The organism is Gilliamella sp. Imp1-1, assembly GCF_001690415.1.
GTDB classification, from domain to species: domain Bacteria; phylum Pseudomonadota; class Gammaproteobacteria; order Enterobacterales; family Orbaceae; genus Gilliamella; species Gilliamella bombi.
Genome location: NZ_LZHK01000054.1, coordinates 14,851 through 33,638, shown reverse-complemented (window position 1 = coordinate 33,638; position 18,788 = coordinate 14,851). Strand labels below are relative to the sequence as shown.

Below are 18,788 nucleotides of genomic sequence, written 5' to 3'. Positions count from 1 at the left end.
CAAACAGATAAAGAAAATACAATATCTATTGAACACACGCCCAAGAAAACGGCATAAGTTTAAAAGCCCTGCCGATTTTTATTCTAAGGAGCTAAGAAGAATTGCACTTCATGGTGTAATCTAGGAACTTCAATAAGATCAATACGCTACCTGAAGTATTTTAAGGTAAAAATCCTACATATTGTAAAATTTATATGCCTGCCTTTTTACGACGTTAGAATATATCTAAAACTGAATTCTAAGTTATTGGTTTGTTATTTAGTTTTAGGACGGTTTTTGATTATAGTACGGCTTACTATGTTAGGTTATTTTTTACAATATCATGATTTTCTTTATAATAATTAATATAAATTACATTCAGTTTAACCTATTTAATCATTTCGTGTTTAATTATTAGGAATCTTCTTGAATAAATCTTTAAAATTTGATAGTTTACAGGAAAGATTTTTAACATTAAAAACACTAAAAAGAAGGTAATTGTTATGACAATCAAAGTAGGTATTAATGGCTTTGGCCGTATTGGCCGTATTGTTTTCCGTGCTGCTCAAAAACGTTCAGACATTGAAATCGTTGCTATCAACGATTTATTAGATGTTGAATATATGGCTTATATGCTTAAATATGATTCAACACATGGTCGTTTTGACGGTACAGTTGAAGTTAAAGATGGTAAATTAGTCGTTAACGGTAAAGCAATTCGTGTTACTGCTGAACGTGATCCTGCAAACTTAAAATGGAACGAAGTTGGTGTTGATGTTGTTGCTGAAGCAACTGGTTTATTCTTGACTGATGAAACTGCTCGTAAACACATCCAAGCTGGTGCTAAGAAAGTTGTTTTAACTGGTCCTTCTAAAGACAGCACTCCAATGTTTGTTATTGGTGTTAATGATAAAGATTATGCTGGTCAAGATATTGTTTCTAACGCTTCTTGTACAACTAACTGTCTAGCGCCTTTAGCTAAAGTTATCAACGATAACTTTGGTATTGTTGAAGCATTAATGACAACTGTTCATGCAACAACTGCAACTCAAAAAACTGTAGATGGTCCATCTCATAAAGATTGGCGTGGTGGTCGTGGTGCTGCTCAAAACATCATCCCTTCATCAACCGGTGCTGCTAAGGCGGTAGGTAAAGTTATCCCTGAATTAAACGGTAAATTAACTGGTATGGCTTTCCGAGTTCCTACTCCAGACGTTTCTGTTGTTGACTTAACTGCTCGTTTAGAAAAGCCAGCTAAATATGAAGATATCTGTAAAGCAATCAAAGCCGCTGCTGAAGGTCCAATGAAAGGCGTTCTTGGCTATACCGAAGATGATGTTGTTTCTACTGATTTCTTAGGTGAAGTTTGTACTTCAGTATTTGATGCTAAAGCTGGTATCCAATTAAGTGATAACTTTGTTAAACTTGTTTCTTGGTATGACAACGAAGTAGGTTATTCAAACAAAGTATTAGATTTAATCGCAGTTATTTCTAAAAAATAATTGATATTTAACTTTGTTTATAAGGCGGCCTTAGGGTCGCTTTTTTTATGCTCTTATTTTAGAGAGATTTTTAGCTTTTTTTAGAGACAAAAAAAAACGCTCACTTTGTGAGTGAGCGTTTTTCTAATATGAAATGCTAAAGTTTCAATTAGATTACAACGACTTCAGCAGCTGCAGGTCCACGAGGGCTATCTTGGATAGCAAATTCAACTTGTTGTCCTTCAGCTAATGTTTTAAAACCATCACCTGAAATAGCTGAAAAGTGAACAAATACATCTTTACTTCCATCCGCAGGGGTAATAAAACCAAAACCTTTACTTTCATTAAACCATTTTACTTGGCCTGTTTTTTTATTCATTTACTAGACATCCTAACAATAATTAATAATTAGCCATTACGACCGTATGGGTTTTAACATCGTGTTAATAATGTAACTAAAAGCCAAGATAATGTGCTTAATAATACATTATTGTGGTTCGTTGTTATTCACTATTTTGTACTTTGTTGTTTACCCAGTGATATTACCGCATAAATTATAATCAAAAGCAAGATGTGAATAATAATTTTTTTTTATAAAAAAAAAAGTTTTATTGAATTTTCAGGAAATTATTTTTTAATTGATAAAAGTCAAATTTTAATCGCTGAAATTTTAATTGATTTTTAAAGTCACTAAAAAATTATGAAAAATAAAAAAGCCATAAAATAATATTTATGGCTTTGATAAAAATATTTTTTATTGAACTTTATTTATTTTTTGCTCGTTCAAATGACTCAATAATTTCTTTACGGGCTGCATTAGCGTTATCCCATCCGTCAACTTTCACCCATTTACCTTTCTCTAATGCTTTGTATTGTTCAAAAAAGTGTTTGATTTGTGATTTGAGCAATTCAGGCAAATCATCAACATCTTTAATGTGATCATATTCTTTTGATAGTTTGCTGTGGGGTACTGCAACTAATTTTGCATCTTGACCTGCTTCGTCTGTCATTTTTAATACACCAACTGGGCGGCAACGAATAACTGAGCCTGGTTGTAATGGATATGGCGTTGGGACTAATACATCAACTGGATCGCCATCTAATGATAATGTGTGATTAATATAACCATAGTTGCATGGATAAAACATTGCTGTAGCCATAAAACGGTCAACAAATACAGCGCCAGTGTCTTTATCAACTTCATATTTAATTGGATCTGCATTGGCTGGAATTTCAATCACAACGTAAATATCATCTGGTAATTCTTTACCTGCTGGTACATTTAAAAGTCCCATTTTTGTATCCTCTATCTAAGTTTATATAGTGTTTGTGAATAATAAGCGGCACATTATAAAGATTATTCAGTGTCGCTCAATTCTTTTAAATATTGAAAAATTTGTCTTGCCGTTTTGGTTGGCTTGTTTGTTTCTTGCTCTTTTTTTGCTAAACGGGCTAAGGTTCGTAATTGCTGACGATCAGCAGTTGGGTACAAACCGATAATATTTTCGGCATCGCCAGTTGCAATCAATTCATCACGAAGTTTTTCAAGTTTGTGAAACAGGGCGATTTGCTGATTATGGCGATTTTTAAGTTTATCAAGTGCTTGACTAATTGGGTCAATATCTCGGTTACGCAGCAGTTTACCAATGTATTGAATTTGGCGGCGATACCCTTCTTTTTTTATTTTCTGCGCAAGTTCAATTGCATAAGAGAGATCTTCATCGAGAGGAATTTTTTCAAGTTCGTTTTTGCTTAGCTTGACAAGTTCAATCCCTAATTTTTTTAAAACTTCAGCATCACGTTTAATTTCACTTTTACTAACGTAGATGATTTCGTCATCTTCAGTGTCAATAGCGAAGTTGGGTTCTAGATTTGTCTCTTGATTATGATTCATGTTATTTCTTTTGTTAACTATTGTGTAATTCTAGCTTATTATAACGTATCGCTAGCAGAATTGTAGAAAATAATAAAATGAGTATTGAACAGATTAAAAAAGAAGCTTTAAATCAAAAAGAAACTTTATCGGCAATTGTTGCTAATGCTATTGAGCAAGCAAAGTCACGTGTTGATGAAGTTGAGGTATCGATTAATAAGTCAACAGGTATTAATGTTAGCACTCGCATGGGTGAAACCGAGAATGTTGAATTTAATAGTGATGGTGCGTTATCTATTACTGTTTATCAAAATAAACGTAAAGGGAGTGCTTCTACCAATGATTTGTCTTCTCAGGCTATTTTGCAAACGGTGAATATGGCGATTGATATTATGCAATATACTTCGCCAGATCCTTGTTCAGGTTTGGGTGATGTGAGTCAAATGGCATTTAATCCACCCGATTTAGATTTATTTCATCCTAGTGATTTGAACGTTGATAATGCCATTGAGCAGGCTAAACAAGCCGAATTAACTGCGTTAAATCATTCCAAATTGATTAATTCTGATGGCGGTTATTTTAGTAGTCGCTATGGCGTTTATGTTTATGGTAATAGTTTGGGGATGTTGCAAGGTTATTGCGCAAGTTCACATTCACTTTCATGCTCAGTTATTGCTCAACAAGCAGGGCAGATGGAAAGTAATTATGCTTATACTTCATCACGTGATTATAGTCAGCTCAAGTCTGCTGATTGGGTTGGTGTGCAGGCAGCTGATAGAGCGATTTCACATTTAGGCGCTAAACAGATCGCAACAATGCAAACTCCAGTGTTATTTAGTGCTGAAGTTGCCGTTGGACTCATTAGGCATTTAGTGGGGGCCATAAGTGGCGGTGCCATTTATCGTAAATCTTCTTTTCTTTTAGATAGTGTAGGGAAGGAGATTTTTCCTAATTGGGTAACTATTTATGAGGATCCTTTTATTTTAAAAGGCGTTGGATCATCGCCTTTTGATAGTGAAGGGACAAAAACAGTTAAGCGCAATATTGTTGAGCAAGGTGTGTTGCAAACTTATTTGTTAGGCAATTATTCAGCTCGTAAATTAGGCTTAAAATCGACTGGGCATGCAGGTGGGATTCATAATTGGTTTGTATCGCCAAGCCATGCAAATGCTAGTTTTGATGAGATGCTAAAAAAATTGGATAAAGGTGTTTTGGTGACTTCGTTAATGGGGCAAGGTGTTAATAGTGTGACTGGTGATTATTCGCGTGGAGCTACAGGATTTTGGGTTGAGAATGGAAAAATTCAATATCCAGTTAGTGAAATCACCATTGCTGGTAATCTTAAAGATATGTATAAAAATATTGTGGAAATTGGAAACGATATCGAAACCAGAACAAGTATTCAATGTGGCTCAATTTTGATTGATAATATGAGTATAGCGGGGAAATAAGGATTAGCATGGCTGATTTGTTAAAAAGTACTTTTTTTCAAAAACTAATTGCATGGATGCCCGGATTAGGCAGTTTATTACAGTATAAACGAGAATATCTTAATTTTGATATTAAAGCTGGTTTATCAGTTGCAGCTGTTTCGTTACCTGTGTCAATTGCTTATGCTGAATTGACTGGTGTTGGCGCTATAGCTGGACTGTATTCGACCATTTTGCCTTTAATTGTATATGCGTTTTTTGGTTCTTCTAAACAATTGATTGTAGGACCTGATACAGCAACTTGCGCTGTAGTTGCCGCTGTTGTGTTACCTTTAGCGGCTAATGATCCAATATTGCGCTGGCAATTAGTTATTATATTAACAATAATGATAGGCATTTGGTGTATCATTGCTGGAAAGTTACATCTTGGTGCTTTAGCCGACTTACTTAGTCAGCCTATTTTAATTGGTTTGCTTAATGGCATATCAATTACCATTATGGTCGATCAGTTAGCCAAGACCTTAGGCTTTAGCTACGATTATTCTTATTTGATTGAGCGAATAGTCTATTTCCCTTTTAAATTGTCAGAAATTCATATAGGCACTGCACTCGTTTCGTTTTTTACTTTGTCTATTTTAATTGCCTTAAAGCGATTAAAACCTCTATATCCTGCACCTTTATTAGCTGTTATTGTCATGACGTTTTTTTCGTGGGTATTTAATTTTGAATATTTTAATATTCGTATTATTGGTAATGTTAGCAGTGATTTTATTCCTACCGAGTCATGGCTTGATTTTGATAAAAGATTAATGCGTGATTTAGTTGTTCCTTCACTTAATATTGCTATCATCTGTTTTGTTAGTATGATGATAACTGTACGCAGTTTTGCATCAAAAAATAACTATGAAACCAATGCCGATGTTGAATTTAAAGCGTTAGGTATAGCTAATATTGTAGCAGGGTTATCACAAGGCTTTGTTGTTAGTGGTACATCATCAAGAACAGCTGTAAATGATGCAAATGGAGGTAAAACACAACTAGTTTCGGTTATTGCAGCAATATTAATTGGTATTGTGGTATTGTTTTTTCTTTCGCCTTTACAATATATTCCAACTTGTGTGTTAGGGGTGATTTTAATATATTCTTCAATTTCACTCATTAATTTTCAAACCATTGTTCGCTTTTTTAAATTTGATCGAGATGCTTTTTATTTGAGTTTGATAACACTCATTTCAGTACTTGTTATAGGGATTATTCCTGGTATGGCGTTAGCGGTACTACTGGGGTTATTTTTATTTTTGCGTCGGGTATTTAGACCAAAAGATCAATTACTAGGTGTTGATGAAAGTGGTCGGATTCATTCTATAAGCCAAAATGTGCAACCGATCAGTAATACAATGATTTATCGATTTAATTCTCCGCTAACTTATTTCAATATCGCTTATTTTAAGCGAAGAATTATCAGTTATATTGATGAGTCTAGTGATCCAATAAGCTATGTTATTGTCGATGCCATTCCTTGTTTTACTTATAAAGATGTGAGTGTGCTGTCGGGAATTGATGAATTAGTGAAGTCTTTAAAAGTAAGAAATGTTACCCTAATTTTATCTGGTCGGCGTAAAACACTTAAAAATTGGTTTAAACAGATGAATATTAAGCTTGATGATGAGTATATCGAGTTTGCTTATGATCTTTATTTTGCAGTTAAGTTAGCTCAAAGTAAGGGGCATATGGATAATAAAACTGATGATGAATCTGAACATTTATCATGACTTTTCATCAAATATGTAGTATTTGTTTTTAATTATCTGACATTTCTCAATTATTGACAGATAAAGTAATATTAATATGGACAATCGCCTACAAATTTAAGTACAATATTAGATCTTTCAAATAAAGTATTTTAGTAAAAAATTAGAGGTAAAAATGGCACGTGTAACTGTTCAAGATGCAGTAGAAAAAATTGGTAATCGCTTTGATCTCGTTCTTGTAGCAGCGAGACGCGCTCGTCAATTACAAGTGGAAAATAAATCACCACATGTTCCTGAAGAGAACGACAAAGAAACTGTTATTGCTTTACGTGAAATTGAAGATGGTCTTGTCAATAAACAGATTCTTGATATTGCTGATTTTCAAGCTCGTCAAAACAAAGAGGAAGAAACACGAGCAACACTTCATGAGTCGATTCTTCTCGAAAACACACCATCATACGAATAAGCTTTACAGGAATTGCTTATGCAATATTTTGATGGCTTAAAAGAGGTTGTAGCATCTTATCTTCCGTCTAAACAAGTCGAATTGATACAAGATGCTTATCTTTTTGCTAAAAATGCACATGAAGGGCAATTCCGATGTAGTGGTGAACCTTATATAACTCACCCAGTTGCAGTTGCAACATATCTAGCTGAGATGCGGCTTGATTATGAAACAGTTATTGCCGCACTTTTACACGATACTATTGAAGACACTCCTGTCACTTTTCAAGATATTACCGACAAATTTGGTAAACATGTTGCCATTTTAGTCGAAGGTGTCTCTAAACTTGATAAATTAAAATTCCGTAACAGGCAAGAAGCACAAGCTGAAAATTTTCGGAAAATGGTGCTTGCTATGACTGAGGATGTGCGTGTAATTTTAATTAAACTTGCTGATCGTACGCATAACATGCGTACACTTAGTGCTTTAAGACCTGATAAACGTCGTCGCATTGCTAAAGAAACCCTCGAAATCTACGCACCGTTGGCTCATCGTTTAGGTATCAATCACATCAAAACAGAACTTGAGATTTTGGGCTTTACAGCAATGCATCCAAATCGAGCTAAAGTGATTGAAAAAGTCGTTAAAACAGCGCGAAATACGCGAAAAGAGCTAATTCAACAAATTTTGTCTGAAATCCGTGGGCGATTACATGACGCTCATATTGATGCAGAAGTTACTGGTATCGAGAAAAATATCTATGTTATTTATCAAAAGATGAAACTACGTGAACAACATTTTCATTCTATCATGGATATTTACACTTTTAGAATTGTGGTAAATGATGTTGATGCTTGTTATCGTGCTCTTGGACTGGTACATAATTTGTATAAACCACGTCTTAATCGTTTTAAAGATTATATCGCTATTCCTAAAGCAAATGGCTACCAATCATTGCATTCATCGTTAATAGGCCCTCACGGTACACCAGTTGAAGTCCAAATTCGTACCGAAGATATGGATCAAATGGCAGAAATGGGTGTTGCTGCTCATTGGGCATATAATGCAGTTGATGAATTAAACAATACTACTGCGCAAATTAAAGCTCAGCGCTGGATGCAAAGCCTGTTAGAATTGCAACAAAGCGTAGGGAATTCTTTCGAATTTATCGAAAACGTTAAATCTGATTTGTTTCCTAAAGAGATTTACGTTTTTACTCCCAAAGGACGTATTGTGCAATTACCAGAAGGAGCAACAGCAGTTGATCTTGCTTATGCAGTCCATTCTGATATTGGTTATCAATGCATTGGCGCAATTGTTGATCGTAAACCTTATCCTTTATCACAACCATTAAGCAGTGGGCAAACAGTTGAAATTATTACCTCTCCTGAAGGTCATCCTAATGCTAGTTGGTTAAATTTTGTGGTTAGTGCTAGAGCGAAGTCGCGTATTCGTCAGGCGCTTAAAACTCTTAAGCGTGAAGATGCAATTGAATTGGGTCGACGTTTATTGAATCTTTCGTTAGTTAAATCTGGCGGTATTAATGGACTGTCAGAAAGCCAAAAGGCTAGAGTGGTTGAGTTAGCCAAATTGTCCAATTTTGATGATGTCTTAGTCGAAATCGGATTAGGTAATATTATGAGCCATTTTATTGCCAAAGGTTTAGAACATAAAGCGCTGCTGCAAAATAAATCAGAGTCAAATAAAACTCTTGTTATTACTGGCAGTGAAGGCGTTTCTGTTACATTTTCTAAGTGTTGTCATCCGATTCCTAATGATCCTATTGTTGGGCATGTTAGTCCAGAGAAGGGGTTAATTGTGCATCATGAATCTTGTCGAAATGTTACTGGTTATCAAAATAATCCAGAAAAATATATTTCACTTAAATGGGCTCCGGATATTTCTCAACGTTTTGTTGCTGAAATTTGGCTCGATATTTTAAATACTCAAGGTTCTTTGGCGCATATACTGTCAATTATTAATGATGAAAATACTCGCTTGCAATGGTTAAATACCGAAGAAAAAGATAGGCAGATTTATACTGTTATTCTACAGATAGAAGTAAAAAATACCCAGCAACTTAATGAATTAATTCGTAAAATGTTACTACAACCTGATGTAGTAAGTGTTAAACGAAATATAAATTAGTCATTATGATAAATCGTTTTTTTGACCATTTACCGTTGATAAAACTAACGGGAATTGGTGAAAGTCTAGAAAAAAAGTTCAATACATTAGGTATCTATACCGCTAAAGATCTGTTATTGCATTTTCCTTTACGTTATGAAGATCGTACTTCATCTTGCGCTATTGCTGACGCCAATATTGGTGAATTTACGACAATTGAAGGTGTTATTATTAAAAGCGAAATTGCTTTTGGTCGTAAACAAATGCTAGTTTGTTACGTTCAAGATGATTCTGGTATTGCAATATTACGATTTATGCATTTTACTGCCAGCATGAAGGCTTCGCTAATTAAAGGTAAGTGGATCAGTGCTTATGGTGAAATAAAACGTGGTAAAAATTATCTTGAAATAATTCATCCACAATTTAAATTAAAAACAAGTCGAGACGAAAAATCTACTACGTTAGAAGATGATCAAGAAAGATACACACCTATTTATTCAACTACTTATGGATTAACTCAGGCTGTGATTCGACGGTCAATTATGGCTGCGCTAATTTTGCTGAAAAATAATCCTTCAGAAGAAGTTTTACCTCCACAGCTAGCTTGTCAGTTTTTGTCGGCTTTTGATTCTTTAAATATTATTCACAATCCACCCATTGATACTGAGATTGAACAGTTGGAGTCGGGTGATCACCCAGCTATTAAGCGGTTTATTTTTGAGGAATTGATTGCTTATCATTTGAGTATGTTAATGATAAAAAAACATAATCAAAGACAGCAGGCACACTTGTTTTCCCCGACTCAACACTTGATTAACCCGTTTTTATCATCATTACCTTTCACGCCAACCCATGCTCAACAGCGAGTTGTGCAAGAGATTTATCTCGATATGGCAAAACCAGTACCTATGATGCGATTAATTCAAGGTGATGTTGGTTCTGGTAAAACATTAGTAGCAGCTTTAGCAGCGTTGAATGCAATTGAAAATGGTTGCCAAGTGGTTTTGATGGCACCAACAGAAATATTAGCCGAGCAACATTATAATAATTTTAGTACTTGGTTTGAGCCGTTGGGAATTAGTGTTGATTGGTTGTCAGGAAGATTAACCGCCAAAAATAAGCGACAGCGTTATGAGCGCCTTCAAAAGGGTGAAATTACTATGTTAATTGGTACTCATGCAGTATTTGTTGATAAAGTAGAATTCACCTCGTTAGGTCTTGTCATCATTGATGAACAGCATCGATTTGGTGTTAATCAGCGCCTAAGTCTTTGGGAAAAAGGAATTAAAGATCATCTTTATCCGCATCAATTAATTATGACAGCAACGCCTATTCCAAGAACATTAGCCATGACAGTCTATGCTGATTTAGATGTTTCTGTTATTGATGAATTACCTCCAGGAAGAACACCAATTAACACAGTTGTAATACCTAATAATCGCCGAGATGAAATTATTGAACGTGTAAATCAAGCTTGCTTAGCAAACCGCCAAGTTTATTGGGTGTGTACTTTGGTCGAAGAGTCCGAAATACTTGACGCACAAGCGGCTGAAATGCTGGTTGCAGAATTGCAAATGCGTTTGCCGCATTTAAATATTGCGTTAGTGCATGGTAAAATGAAGTCTGATTTAAAACAATCAGTTATGCAAGAGTTTAAAGCAGGAAAAATTCAACTGCTGGTTGCTACAACAGTTATTGAAGTTGGTGTTGATGTTCCTAATGCTAGTTTAATGATTATCGAAAATGCAGAACGTTTAGGTTTAGCTCAGTTACATCAGTTGCGTGGGCGAGTTGGACGTGGCACGGCAGTATCTCATTGTGTATTAATGTATCAAGCTCCTCTAAGTAAAGTTGCTCAAGCACGCATGAAGGTAATGCGTGAAAGTACTGATGGATTTGTTATTGCCCAAAAAGATCTTGAACTTCGTGGTGGTGGTGAAATTTTAGGGACTCGGCAAATGGGTACAGCTAATTTTAAAGTTGTTGATTTGATTCGCGACCAGCATTTGATTAGTGAAATTCAAAATATATCTTATGACATCCAAAAAAACCATCCACACAGTGCTGAACAATTAGTTGATTGTTGGCTTCCAAATCGTGAAAAGTATATTAATGCATAAAACTTAGCTGATTTTTTCTGATAAGTTTTGAAATTATCAATCTGAATCATATCTACAAATTGTGTAACGGTTTATTGCATAGTAATTTGATGTGTAGAATGTAGTCTTGTACCTTTAATTTAATATATTTACTTATTTTATATATCTGTTTATGTTCGCATGATGATTTGCGCTTTGCAGCATTGTGCCTATCGTGTAATATAGATAGTATTATAAAAAATGGAAAGAATTGCGAATATTGTATGAAATCAACTAGAAAATTACTCTCTATCTGTTTTGTTACATTGGCATTAGTAGGATGTGGATTAAAAGGTCCGCTTTATCATCCAGTTGAAAAAACAGCAATGCAACAAACAAAACTAACAACTGCTTCAATTCAATCTGGTTTATTTATTTAAATTGCATAATGGAATAACATGATGGATTTTTTAAATTATCAACAAAATCGTTTATTTGCCAATCAGATAGCGATAGCGGATCTTGCTAAGCAGTATGGTACACCATTATATGTTTATTCGGCCGAATACATAAGTAAACAGTTTTTAGAGTATGAACATGCTTTGGTTAATAATAAACATTTGGTTTGTTATGCGGTTAAAGCTAATAGTAATTTGGCTGTTTTGAGTTTACTTGCAAAACTGGGTGCTGGTTTTGATATTGTTTCACAAGGTGAGTTAGAACGAGTATTAAAAGCAGGAGCAGATCCTAAAAAAATTGTCTTTTCAGGTGTAGCTAAATCAATAGTTGAAATTGAACGTGCGCTTGAAGTTGGTATTAAGTGCTTTAATGTTGAATCTGAGGCTGAATTATACCGAGTTGATGAAGTTGCTAAAAGATTAGGTAAAATTGCACCGATTTCATTGAGAATCAATCCTGATGTGGATGCTAAAACACATCCTTATATTTCAACAGGTCTTCGCGAAAATAAATTTGGTATTAGCTATGAGTTAGCTTTAGATGTTTATCGAAAAGCAAGCTCATTAGCTAACATTAAAATCGTTGGTATTGATTGCCATATTGGCTCTCAATTAACTCAATTGTCACCATTTCTTGATGCTGCCGATCGTATACTCGCTTTAGTTGATAAATTGCAATCTAATAATATTGTAATTGAACATATTGATTTAGGTGGAGGTTTAGGGGTCTGTTATGATAACGAACAACCACCAACAGCATCGCAACTTGTAACCGAACTTAAGAACAAATTAGTTGATTATCCTGATATTGAAATTTTGTTTGAACCAGGGCGTTCGATTGTTGCTAATTCAGGGTTGCTAATTACTAAGGTGGAATATACCAAACACCAAGATAATAACCATTTTGCAATTGTCGATGCAGGTATGAATGACTTAATTCGTCCCGCTCTTTACGATGCTTGGATGAGAGTATTACCTGAAAAGCAACCACAAACTGGTGATGAATTTTTGGTCTATAATGTTGTGGGACCTATTTGCGAATCTAGCGATGTGTTGGCTTATCAGCGTGAGCTTTCGGTTAAACAAGATGATTTGTTGGTAATTTGTAGTGCTGGTGCTTATGGCTTTAGTATGGCATCAAATTATAATAGCCATTTACGACCAGCAGAAGTGATGCTTATTGATGATAAACAACATAAATTAATTCGCCAACGTGAATCCTTCGATGATTTATGGCGAGGTGAAGTAGTTTTATAATATTTAACAGGTTATTGAATGCTTAATTATAATAGCATTCCTCTTTTAGTTGATGTTGGTAAACAGTTTAGACTAAAAGTTAAAAATAAAAACATGTTTGACAACAGAAGGTAAACTAGCGATGAACTTTTCAAAAATGCATGGACTCGGAAATGATTTTATGGTTATTGATGCTGTGACGCAAAATGTTCATCTTTCGACAGAAATGATTAAACGTATGGCAGATCGATATACTGGTGTCGGGTTTGATCAACTTCTTATTGTTGAGCCACCTTATGTACCAGATAGTGATTTTCATTATCGTATTTTTAATTCAGATGGTTCTGAAGTTGAGCAATGTGGTAATGGGGCTCGCTGTTTTGCACGTTTTGTTCGTTTAAAAGGCCTTAGCCGAAAACGAGTGTTAAAAGTTAGTACCATGAAAGGCAATATTGTTTTAACCGTAAATGATGATAATACTGTGCGTGTTAATATGGGACAGCCTATTTTTGAACCTAACAAAATTCCTTTCAAAGCTATAAAAGAAGAAAAAACTTATATAATCCGAGCACAAGAACAGACTATATTATGTGGTGTTGCATCTATGGGCAATCCTCATTGTGTTGTTCAAGTCGATAATATTGTAACCGCAGAAGTGGCAACACTAGGTCCATTATTAGAGCAGCATGAACGTTTTCCTGAACGTGCCAATATTGGATTTATGCATATTATTGATCGCAATAACATTAATTTACGTGTATTTGAACGTGGGGTTGGCGAAACACAAGCTTGTGGTACTGGTGCCTGTGCCGCAGTAGCAGTAGGCATCAATCAAGGATTATTAAACCAACAAGTTAATGTCAATTTACCTGGTGGCAAATTATTAATTGAATGGAAAGGTGGAAATCAACCACTTTATATGACTGGACCTGCTACACATGTATATGATGGTTTTATTGCTACTTAACTTTAACATCCCCCCCAATAGACTCTAAAACTTGTTGACAGAAAATAACAAGGCAAAAAACCTTCAGGTGGGATATTGATTTTATTTAAGTTTTTATCTTTAACCGAAAAGAAAACAGTAGAAACATGTGATAACACGGTAATACAATAGACGCTAATTATGGTTGGTAAAAATACACAAAATTTAAGAGTAAAAAAAGCTCGGCAATCGTCTTCATCATTAAAATTGAATGATGAAATCGTTTGTCAATATATTATTGATAATCCAGATTTTTTTATGAGAAATGCCCGGTATGTTGAGTGTATGCGAGTGCCTCATCCTGTCAGGGGAATGGTTTCTTTACCAGAATGGAACATGGCGCGTCAGCGCAATAAAATTAACCAATTAGAGTGCGAAATTTCATTATTATTGGAACATGCCAGTGCCAACGAATTGTTGTTTAATCAGCTAATGGATCTGCAAATTGAATTAATTAAAGCACAGGATCTAAATCAACTTATTGTTTTATTAAACACATGGGCTAAATCATTAGGACTTAGTGGTGCTTATTTATATCTTTTTGGTGACAAATGGTTGCTTAATGCGCCATCAAATTACCATCATATAGCTTTAGATTCATCACAATTTGATTTTATTCGTGTTAGACATTTCCAGTACAGTCAACAATATTTAGGTACATTAAATTCAACTGAGCTTGATTTTTTATTACCTGATGAACACGGTTATGTTGGCTCAGTGGCATTATCTTTGTTAGGTCGATTTGGTGATTTGGGGCTTTTAATGTTTACTAGTGCTAATTCCGAACATTATCAAGCAGGACAAGGTACATTATTACTTGAAAAAATGAGTGAAATTTTACCAATTTTAATTAGCAGATGGATTATGCGAACAAAATAAGGACATAGTATGATGCAGCCTAATAAAAATGATAATACGGCATTAAAGCTGCCTGTTGATCAATTTTTAAATTATCTAAAGTCAGAAAAGCAACTAAGCTTAAATACTCAGATTAATTATCGACGTCAACTTTATGCGCTTATTTCGTTGGCAAGTGAACTTGAAATCTCGAACTGGCAAAATTTGGATTCATCCGCAGTTAGATTGTTAATCAGTCGTAGCAAACAGACGGGCTTACAAGCAAGAAGCTTATCATTAAGACTTTCTGCTTTGCGTAGTTTTTGTGATTGGATGGTAAAAAACGAGCAGCTTACCGCTAATCCAGCTCGAGGCGTGCTAAATCCAAAATTAGGTCAACACTTACCCAAAAATATTGATATTGACGAAATTAATCAACTGCTTGATATTGATCATAATGATCCGCTTTCTGTTCGTGATAGAACTATGCTTGAAGTTATGTATGGTTCAGGGTTACGCCTTTCTGAATTAGTCGGTCTTAACTGTCAAGAATTGAATCTTGTTGATGGTGAAATTCGCGTAATGGGTAAGGGGAATAAAGAGCGAAAATTGCCATTAGGTCGAGAATCTATCAAATGGATTAAACACTGGTTGTCAATGCGGAATTTCTTAACACCACAAGATGATGCTTTATTTATTTCCAAATTGGGTAAGCGTATTTCACCGCGAAATGTTGAAAAACGGTTTGCTCAGTGGGGAATCAAACAAGGGTTAAGCAGTCATGTTCACCCTCACAAATTACGTCATTCATTTGCAACTCATATGCTAGAATCAAGTGGTGATTTGCGTGCAGTACAAGAATTGTTAGGGCATGCTGATTTATCAACGACCCAAGTCTATACGCATTTAGATTTTTCGCATTTATCTGAAGTTTATGATTCAGCCCATCCACGCGCTAAAAGGGGAAAATAACGATGCACTTTTATCGATCTATTAATAAGATTAAAGCGTTTACTTTTGATCTAGATGATACGTTATACAATAACAGCATGATCGTTGAAAAAGCGGAAGACGAAATGATCAAAACTCTTCAAGGTTATGAACAATTACGCACACTTACTTTACCCGAATATTTTGCTGAAAAGCGTGCTGTACTTGCATCTGACCCTGAAATTTATCACGATGTTATTGTTTGGCGAATTCAAACCATTACATCGCTATTAAATAAAACTAATATACCAGCATCAAAATTTGCTGATGTCATCGATGAAGCAATGAGTTGTTTTAATGTTTGGCGGCACAAGATGAACGTTCCTGAATCAACGCATACACTATTAACTAAATTAGCCACTAAATATCCTTTGGCTGTTATTACTAATGGTAACGTTGATATTAACAAAATTGGCATAGGTGATTATTTTCAATTTTCACTACGTGGTGGTGAACATGGCCGTTCTAAACCTTTTCCTGAAATTTTTGATTTAGCATCTCACAAACTTAATATTCCATCACACTCTATTTTACATGTGGGTGACAATTTATTAACGGATGTTAATGGAGCTATTGATAACGGCTTTTTAGCTTGTTTTATTAATATTTATAATCAGGATATTTTTCAGCTTAATGATACTAGATGTTTACCTCACATCGAAATAACACAATTGCCAGAATTAGAGAATCTGCTATAATTAACCTCCTTATCTGTACAAATAAACAGTAAAATAAATGCAAAGATACGTTTCTTTAGTAGTAATGGAAATTTTTACCTAAGAAGCTTTGTCTTTATTTATATTCTGTTAGATCACAGTGGACAAACGTATTCGGAATATGATGAAAATATTAATAACTCTTTCAACAATAATGCTACTTGACGGTTTCTATTATCAAAATAGGTTTGCATGTAATGGAAATTAATAAATTATTATTAGATGGCCTAAACACAGAGCAACAAAAAGCAGTTACTACCGATAGTCAATATTCAATTGTTCTTGCAGGTGCAGGGAGTGGCAAAACGCGTGTTTTAGTTCATCGTATTGCTTGGCTTTGTATTGAAAAGAGTTATTCACCTGGCTCAATTTTTGCGGTTACTTTTACCAATAAAGCGGCTATTCAAATGCAAGAACGTATTCAAGCATTAGTCGGCGAGGGTTATTTTAATGGTATGTGGGTGGGTACATTCCATGGGCTTACTCATCGTTTGTTACGTATGTTTCCTGAGCAAGCTAAGTTACCGCCTAATTTTCAACTTATTGATACTGAAGATCAAATTCGGCTTATCAAGCGAATTTTTCACGAACTAAAAATCGACGAAAAACAATGGTCGCCAAAACAGTGTGCTGCTTTTATTTCTACTCAAAAGGAAAAAGGATTCCGAGCGGAAGATATTGTTCCTGAAGATCCTAAACAAGTGATGTGGCAGGCGATTTATCGAGACTACCAGACTATTTGCGATAGAGTTGGATACGTTGATTTTTCAGAATTAATCTTAAGAACGTATGAACTGCTTTGCCATAATCAAGACGTTTTAAATTATTGTCATCATCGTTTTTGTAATATCTTAATTGATGAATTTCAAGACACTAATAAGATCCAATATCGTTTGGTACAAAAACTGGCAGGTAATACAGCCAATGTAATGATTGTAGGCGATGACGATCAATCTATTTACAGTTGGCGTGGTGCTAATGCGGATAATCTCCAATTATTTATGAACGATTACCCTGAAACTGAAATTATTAGGTTGGAACAAAATTATCGTTCAACTGGTAACATTTTAGATGTAGCTAATAATTTAATATCTAAAAATCAGAACCGATTGGGTAAAAATTTATGGACAGATATAGGCGGCGGTGAACTGATTACGCTTTATATTGGTTTTAATGATATTGATGAGGCAAGATTTGTTGTCAGTCAAATAAAAAAGTTCCATGACGAAGGTGGAAAGTACGCAGATTGTGCGATATTGTACCGTAATAATGCACAATCACGTATATTTGAAGATACATTGTTGCAAGCGGGTTTACCTTATCAAATTTATGGATCTATTCGTTTTTATGAACGACAAGAAGTCAAATTAGCGCTTGCTTATTTACGGCTATTACATGACCACAATAATGACATGGCGTTTGAAGCTACAATCAATACCCCAACTCGAGGTATTGGTAATGTCACGCTAGATAAAATTAGATTGACTGCAAAGCAGTATAATATTTCATTATGGGATGCATGTATAATGCTAATCCAAACCAATGCTTTTACTGAACGGCAAAGCTCTGGGATTGGTCGTTTTTTGGAATTAATAGAATCAATTTTCGATAAAGTAGAGCTTAAACCATTTTATAAACAACTTGATATTATTATCAAATTATCTGGCATATTGCAAATGTATGAGCAAGAGCCTGGTATTAAAGGACAATCAAAGCTGGAAAATCTTGAAGAATTGGTATCGGCCGCTGAGCAGTTTTATCGCTTTAATGAAAATAACCTTATTCAAGATAAAGAAACGGGTAAGGCATTAACTGTGTTAGAATCATTTTTAGCATATACGTCATTAGAAAGCCGAGATGTAATTAGTGAACAAGATACAGTTCAACTAATGACTCTACATTCTGCCAAAGGTCTTGAATTTGATAATGTTTTTATTGTAGGACTAGAAGAGGGCATATTCCCAGACTTAAGATCTTCTCAAGACTTCGATAAACTTGAAGAAGAGCGTCGTCTTGCCTATGTTGGCATTACTCGAGCACGTAAGTATCTAACATTATCATTAGCTCAAATAAGGCGTCTATATGGTCGTGAAGAACGTAATTTACCTTCACGCTTTTTATCTGAATTACCCATTGATAAATTAAATGAAATTAGTTATCAAGGAACAATGTCGCCTGAAAAAATAAAGTCTCCTCCTAAAAAGAAGCCTCAATGTGATGGTTACAAATTAGGTCGTAAAGTGTTACATAAACGTTTTGGTGAAGGAACTATTGTTAATCTTGATGGCGAAGGTGATCATAAGCGAGTACAAATAGCTTTTGTTAATGAAGGTATAAAATGGCTAGTAGTTAAATTAGCAAATCTTACTTTATTGTAGATTTCTTTTAAGTAAAATTTGTGA

At 34.7% G+C, this 18,788-nt stretch carries 16 protein-coding genes; 13 read left to right on the top strand and 3 right to left on the bottom strand.

Annotation, left to right across the window (positions count from 1 at the left end; all coding sequences use genetic code 11):
* Positions 1-482 precede the first annotated feature (482 nt).
* Complete coding sequence (gapA, locus tag A9G38_RS05420; protein WP_034912538.1) at positions 483-1,481, top strand: glyceraldehyde-3-phosphate dehydrogenase; 999 nt, start codon at positions 483-485, stop codon at positions 1,479-1,481.
* Positions 1,482-1,629: 148 nt separating this feature from the next.
* Here the strand turns inward: gapA and cspE are convergent, their stop codons facing one another.
* The 3 genes from cspE to yjgA all read right to left on the bottom strand — a co-directional run bounded on the left by cspE (position 1,630) and on the right by yjgA (position 3,354).
* Positions 1,630-1,839: a transcription antiterminator/RNA stability regulator CspE gene (cspE, locus tag A9G38_RS05415; protein WP_025315032.1), complete on the bottom strand. Its 210-nt coding sequence runs from the start codon at positions 1,837-1,839 to the stop codon at positions 1,630-1,632.
* A 385-nt stretch (positions 1,840-2,224) separates the two neighbouring features.
* Positions 2,225-2,755, bottom strand: coding sequence for an inorganic diphosphatase (ppa, locus tag A9G38_RS05410; RefSeq protein WP_034912536.1), 531 nt, complete (start codon positions 2,753-2,755; stop codon positions 2,225-2,227).
* A 62-nt stretch (positions 2,756-2,817) separates the two neighbouring features.
* Positions 2,818-3,354, bottom strand: a complete 537-nt coding sequence (yjgA, locus tag A9G38_RS05405; RefSeq protein ID WP_034912533.1) for a ribosome biogenesis factor YjgA — start codon at positions 3,352-3,354, stop codon at positions 2,818-2,820.
* 77 nt (positions 3,355-3,431) lie between these two features.
* On the opposite strand from yjgA, the gene pmbA reads away from it, so the two are divergent.
* The 12 genes from pmbA to uvrD all read left to right on the top strand — a co-directional run bounded on the left by pmbA (position 3,432) and on the right by uvrD (position 18,764).
* Positions 3,432-4,784, top strand: a complete 1,353-nt coding sequence (pmbA, locus tag A9G38_RS05400) for a metalloprotease PmbA (protein ID WP_034912523.1) — start codon at positions 3,432-3,434, stop codon at positions 4,782-4,784.
* A gap of 8 nt (positions 4,785-4,792) precedes the next feature.
* Positions 4,793-6,535, top strand: coding sequence for a SulP family inorganic anion transporter (locus A9G38_RS05395; RefSeq protein WP_202961561.1), 1,743 nt, complete (start codon positions 4,793-4,795; stop codon positions 6,533-6,535).
* A gap of 154 nt (positions 6,536-6,689) precedes the next feature.
* Complete coding sequence (gene rpoZ / locus A9G38_RS05390; protein ID WP_034912518.1) at positions 6,690-6,980, top strand: DNA-directed RNA polymerase subunit omega; 291 nt, start codon at positions 6,690-6,692, stop codon at positions 6,978-6,980.
* Positions 6,981-6,998: 18 nt separating this feature from the next.
* Entirely contained in the window at positions 6,999-9,107 is a 2,109-nt protein-coding gene (spoT, locus tag A9G38_RS05385) for a bifunctional GTP diphosphokinase/guanosine-3',5'-bis pyrophosphate 3'-pyrophosphohydrolase (RefSeq protein ID WP_034912515.1), read from the top strand.
* 5 nt (positions 9,108-9,112) lie between these two features.
* Positions 9,113-11,206, top strand: a complete 2,094-nt coding sequence (gene recG / locus A9G38_RS05380) for an ATP-dependent DNA helicase RecG (RefSeq protein ID WP_034912511.1) — start codon at positions 9,113-9,115, stop codon at positions 11,204-11,206.
* Positions 11,207-11,448: 242 nt separating this feature from the next.
* On the top strand, positions 11,449-11,604 hold the full coding sequence (gene lptM / locus A9G38_RS11665; protein WP_080702339.1) for an LPS translocon maturation chaperone LptM: 156 nt from the start codon (positions 11,449-11,451) through the stop codon (positions 11,602-11,604).
* 21 nt (positions 11,605-11,625) lie between these two features.
* A complete protein-coding gene (gene lysA / locus A9G38_RS05375; protein ID WP_034912509.1) occupies positions 11,626-12,879 on the top strand; it encodes a diaminopimelate decarboxylase in 1,254 nt (417 codons plus the stop codon).
* A 121-nt stretch (positions 12,880-13,000) separates the two neighbouring features.
* Positions 13,001-13,825 carry a diaminopimelate epimerase gene (gene dapF, locus A9G38_RS05370; protein ID WP_034912507.1) on the top strand — a complete coding sequence of 275 codons (825 nt, stop codon included), beginning with the start codon at positions 13,001-13,003 and terminating at the stop codon, positions 13,823-13,825.
* A 159-nt stretch (positions 13,826-13,984) separates the two neighbouring features.
* Positions 13,985-14,722 (top strand): DUF484 family protein, encoded by a 738-nt coding sequence (locus A9G38_RS05365; protein ID WP_051634231.1) that lies wholly within the window; start codon positions 13,985-13,987, stop codon positions 14,720-14,722.
* 9 nt (positions 14,723-14,731) lie between these two features.
* Entirely contained in the window at positions 14,732-15,652 is a 921-nt protein-coding gene (gene xerC, locus A9G38_RS05360) for a tyrosine recombinase XerC (RefSeq protein ID WP_335340391.1), read from the top strand.
* A 2-nt stretch (positions 15,653-15,654) separates the two neighbouring features.
* On the top strand, positions 15,655-16,368 hold the full coding sequence (yigB, locus tag A9G38_RS05355) for a 5-amino-6-(5-phospho-D-ribitylamino)uracil phosphatase YigB (RefSeq protein WP_034912504.1): 714 nt from the start codon (positions 15,655-15,657) through the stop codon (positions 16,366-16,368).
* 215 nt (positions 16,369-16,583) lie between these two features.
* Positions 16,584-18,764, top strand: a complete 2,181-nt coding sequence (gene uvrD / locus A9G38_RS05350; protein ID WP_141671733.1) for a DNA helicase II — start codon at positions 16,584-16,586, stop codon at positions 18,762-18,764.
* Positions 18,765-18,788: the final 24 nt, after the last annotated feature.